Source organism: Clostridium sp. (assembly GCF_051654825.1).
In the GTDB taxonomy this organism is placed as follows: domain Bacteria; phylum Bacillota; class Clostridia; order Clostridiales; family Clostridiaceae; genus Clostridium.
Window position 1 is genome coordinate 1 of sequence record NZ_JBOFYU010000102.1, and the last position, 4,262, is coordinate 4,262.

General features: G+C 29.9%; 5 protein-coding genes. All 5 read left to right on the forward strand.

The features are described 5' to 3' along the window. Positions 1 to 527: hypothetical protein (locus ACRDBA_RS06385; RefSeq protein WP_438572097.1), on the forward strand; the 527-nt coding region annotated here is incomplete at its 5' end. Positions 528 to 529: 2 nt separating this feature from the next. After that, on the forward strand, positions 530 to 814 hold the full coding sequence (locus ACRDBA_RS06390; RefSeq protein WP_438572098.1) for a hypothetical protein: 285 nt from the start codon (positions 530 to 532) through the stop codon (positions 812 to 814). Positions 815 to 828: 14 nt separating this feature from the next. Next, positions 829 to 1,839: a hypothetical protein gene (locus ACRDBA_RS06395; protein WP_438572099.1), complete on the forward strand. Its 1,011-nt coding sequence runs from the start codon at positions 829 to 831 to the stop codon at positions 1,837 to 1,839. A gap of 43 nt (positions 1,840 to 1,882) precedes the next feature. Next, positions 1,883 to 2,560, forward strand: a complete 678-nt coding sequence (locus tag ACRDBA_RS06400; RefSeq protein ID WP_438572100.1) for a hypothetical protein — start codon at positions 1,883 to 1,885, stop codon at positions 2,558 to 2,560. Between the two features lie 11 nt (positions 2,561 to 2,571). Next, the coding region (locus ACRDBA_RS06405) for a SpaA isopeptide-forming pilin-related protein (protein ID WP_438572101.1) at positions 2,572 to 4,262 on the forward strand (1,691 nt) is incomplete at its 3' end.

Here is a 4,262-nt window from a genome sequence, read left to right on the forward strand (position 1 = left end):
ATTTAGCTAAAGATTATAAAGTTGCAGTAGTTGAATTTAAAAAAGATTTCTTGGATATAGCTGAAGCCTATGAAATTAAAGTTAAAGATAATATGTTTACATTTGAAAGTGTAGATTACTTTTCAATTAATATAGATGAATTATATAAAAAGATACTTAATTTAGACTATCAGTATATAGTTGTAGACTTTGGAGCTTATAGTGATGAGATAGCTAAAGACTTTTATAGAACTGATATAAAGTTAGTGTTATGTGGAACACAGATCTGGGAGGATAAATATTTATCTAAATTTTTAACAGATCAACAAGTCGTGAATGGAGTTAAGTATCTTTTTAACATGTCTAAATATCGTTCAGACATAGTTGAGAATATGCCAGGATTAGAAGTTTTATTTATAGATTACTTTGAAAATATAAGTTTGGTTAGTAATACTTATCAATCTATATTGAAAGAGTTTAAAGTTTCTGATTCTAATTCAAGTAGTAAAAAGAAAGGACTACTTTCAGCTATTCTGGGAAGGGGTTAGTTGTGAAAAGAAAGCTATACAGTAATGTTATTGAGCAACGTAAAGCTAAGGAAGAACAAGATAAAAAAGCTTTTGAAGCAAAGAAATATTATAAGCTTGATAATGAAAAAGAAGTCATTGTAATAAATGAAAGTAAATGGACAAGGCTTTTTAAAATCATATCATATAAATTTGAAGGATTAATTAGAATTATTACGTGGTTAATTCTAATGGGAATTATCTCTGTTGGAGCAACAGTATTACTTAATCCAACGCTAAGAGAGCAGTTTCTAAGTATATTTAAATAACAAAGGAGGGCAATATGAAGAAAAAGTACATTTTAGCTGCAACAATAGTTGCTACACTTACTACTTTGGGTTCTATTAGTGCATCAGCTTATACTGGATTGGTTGAAAAGAAGTTTGATGTAAAAGCAGAGCAAATTAGTAATGAAATAAAAGTTGAACATGAAGGTAAAAAGTATTTATTAAGTCTTAACAATGTAGTTAGTGAAAATCAAGTAACTGATTCTAAAAAAGAAACTGTTGAGGAAATCAAGGAAATAATAGTTTATACAAATAGCATTGAAGAAATTATTAATAAATATCCTACCCTAGAGTTTAAAGATGCTGAAGGTAATACTTCAACGCTAACAGCCAAAGAGGTTACTTCAATTGAAATTGCAGGTGAAGATGAATCTTATTGGGAAACATTAGAGACAATATCTAAAACTTTAACATTAACGGCAGCACAGGTTAATCAAATGGGTGAGGATGTTACAAAGTTAGTTGAAAATGATAAAAATTACGAATTAACTAACGCTGAATTTACACCTATTGAATTTGAAAATAATGAACCTACATTATATAGTGCTAAAGTTGAATACACAACAATAGTTCCTCATCATGAAAAAACAGTTAATAGCTACAAAGCTAAGATCAAATATGTTGGTGAAGTAGAGAAAAAGAACGTTATCGGATATGAAACTGTTGCTAATTATACAGTAAAAGAAGTTAATGGAGCTAATATACCAGCAATAATAGGAGCTACTACAGGAGTTGGAGCTTTTGTAGTTATTGGATGGATTTTTATTAATAACATCACTCTATATAGTGGTACTAAGAGATTAAAATCTTATAGAAAAGGTAAGAACATCATTGAAATTGATGTAACTAAAGAAATTGACCTATATGAAAATCTTAATTTAGTAATTAAGAAAAGACTGGCTAAGAGATTAGACAATACATTATTAGTTATTAAAGCTAATGGAAATGAAATACACAGAACTGTTTTAAATGCAGTTAATGAGGATATGAAAATAATAATAAATTAACATAGATAACAATAAGAGATAGATAACAGAAAGTAGGATTAAAATGAATAAGAAATTTAAAATAATTGTTTTAGGTACTATATGCACAATATTGCTAGTAGGTACAGTAAGTTTAAAAAATAATAATAGAAATGCCGAGGTAACTAATATACCTAGTGGCAATATAGATAAATTTAATGAAAATATATCATCTGAATCAAATAATACTTCAAAAATAGAAGGTGAAATAAAATCAAATGATGAATTAGAGGTAAAAGATAATGAGATTGCAGAAGATAAGAATTCATTAGATACTTCTTCAGTTGATAATACATCTGGTAATAACGCAAATGGTCAAGCTTCAGGTAATACTGTAGATAATATACCAGAGCAACCTGTAATACCACCTAAAGATGAGGTGAGTATTCCACAGGAGCCTAATATTCCAGTAGAACCCCCAATTATACCTGATGTTAAATTACCAACTATTGAAGAACTAAAACAATTTATGATTAATTACGGAATTAGACTTGGAAAGACTTACGATCCATCATTAGACGGAACAGGATTTATGACTACAAGATTTACTGAAACTTGGTCTCCTTGGATTGGACAAGAAGGAGGAGCAAATCAATTATTCGGTGATTTTGATTATAAGAGATTCGGAATAACTGTTACTGATCTAGGGAATGGATGGGTTGAGTTTGCAATTTATGTAGATATTAATGAATACTTCGGCTAGGAAGGATTAATATGTTATTTAAAAATAGAATACAAAAGAAATTTAAATCATTAAGTTTAGTTTTGGCTACTATGATTACAATGACTACTGCTACTCCAGCTTTAATAACAGAAGCTTCAACAGGGCATACTGTTAAAATTGGTGGTTTATCAGCAGAACAATGGAACTCAATGTCAGATGTAGATCGTGACAGTTATATTGAGAAGGAATCAAGAGCTACTGGTAATACCGGTTCAGAAGAATATGTAGGAGGATGGACGAATGGTGCAGGACCAATTAGAATACCACCAGTAACAATAGATGGACAAGTAGGGTATTGTATGCAACCATTATTGACGTTTCCTGTTAATGTTTATTATGCAGATCCATCAGTGTCAACTAATACAAAGGTAAGAAGTGTAGCGTACCATGGTTATCCAAATAATGCTAGTGGATTGAAAGAAAAACATGGTTTATCAGATATACAAGCACAACAATATACTCAATTTGCTGTTTGGAAAGTTCTTGGATTTGTTGGTCCTGGACTTACTTTTGCAGAAAGAACTCATCCTTATGTCGATGAATTAGTTTCTTTAGCAAATAGAGGTGATATAGGGCAATATACATCAATGGAATTTAGATTAAGTAAAAACACATTAGAAGCTACAAGGTATGATGGATATCAGGAAACAGAAGCTATAGGTACTAATGGAACTCCTGGTACTTTTACATTCCCATCTACTAATGAAGTATGGTCAGTTGATTTAAATGGTAATAACAAAAATACATTTAACGTAGGTGAATCTTTTAAAATAAGATCTACAAGTAACTTCAATGGAGTTAAAAACTTATCAATTAAAGCAAACCTAGGAAACCCTACTGCTCTTGTTTATAATGGTAATGGAGCTTATCAAGATATATTAAAATTCTCATGGGGTGATCCAGTAGAGAAATTCGCAGCAGTTAATGTTAAGTTTACTGCTGGAGGAACTATAAGCCTTCATAAGACTAATGATATGGGATTAAATCTTCAAGGTGTTAAATTTGGTTTATACTCAGATGAAGCAGCTACGAACTTAATCAAAGAAAGTATTACAGATTCAAATGGTAATATTACTTTTTCTGATTTAAATGAAGGAATATACTATGTTAAAGAATTAGCTACTTTAGATGGACATATTTTGTCAGATGAAATAAAAGAAGTTAAAGTGATAGCAGAACAAATAAATCAATTTGATTGGGTTAATGAGACAATAAAATCTAAAGTGAAGTTACTTAAAATTGATAGTGAAACAGGATTGCCAATGCCTAATGTTAAGTTCACTATTAAAGCAATTAATGGCTTAGAGCAAGGTCAAAGTTGGGAAGTAGTTACTGATGAATCAGGTTACATCTCAATGCAATTACCTTATGGAGATTATGAAATAACAGAAGTTGAAACTTTAGAAGGATATATATTAAATTCAACTCCAATTAAATTCAGTGTTACTCAAAATGGACAAGTAATTGAATTGTCTATGCAAAATGATAGAGTTAAGGGAAATGCTGAATTATTAAAAGTTGATGCAGAAACTAAAGAACCTTTAGCTAATGTAGTATTTGAACTTGAATGTTTAGAAGGATTCAACCAAGGTTCAAAGGTTGAATTAGTGTCAGATTCAACTGGAATTGTTAAAATATCTGATTTACAATATGGTAAATATAGATTAACAGAGATTAAAAC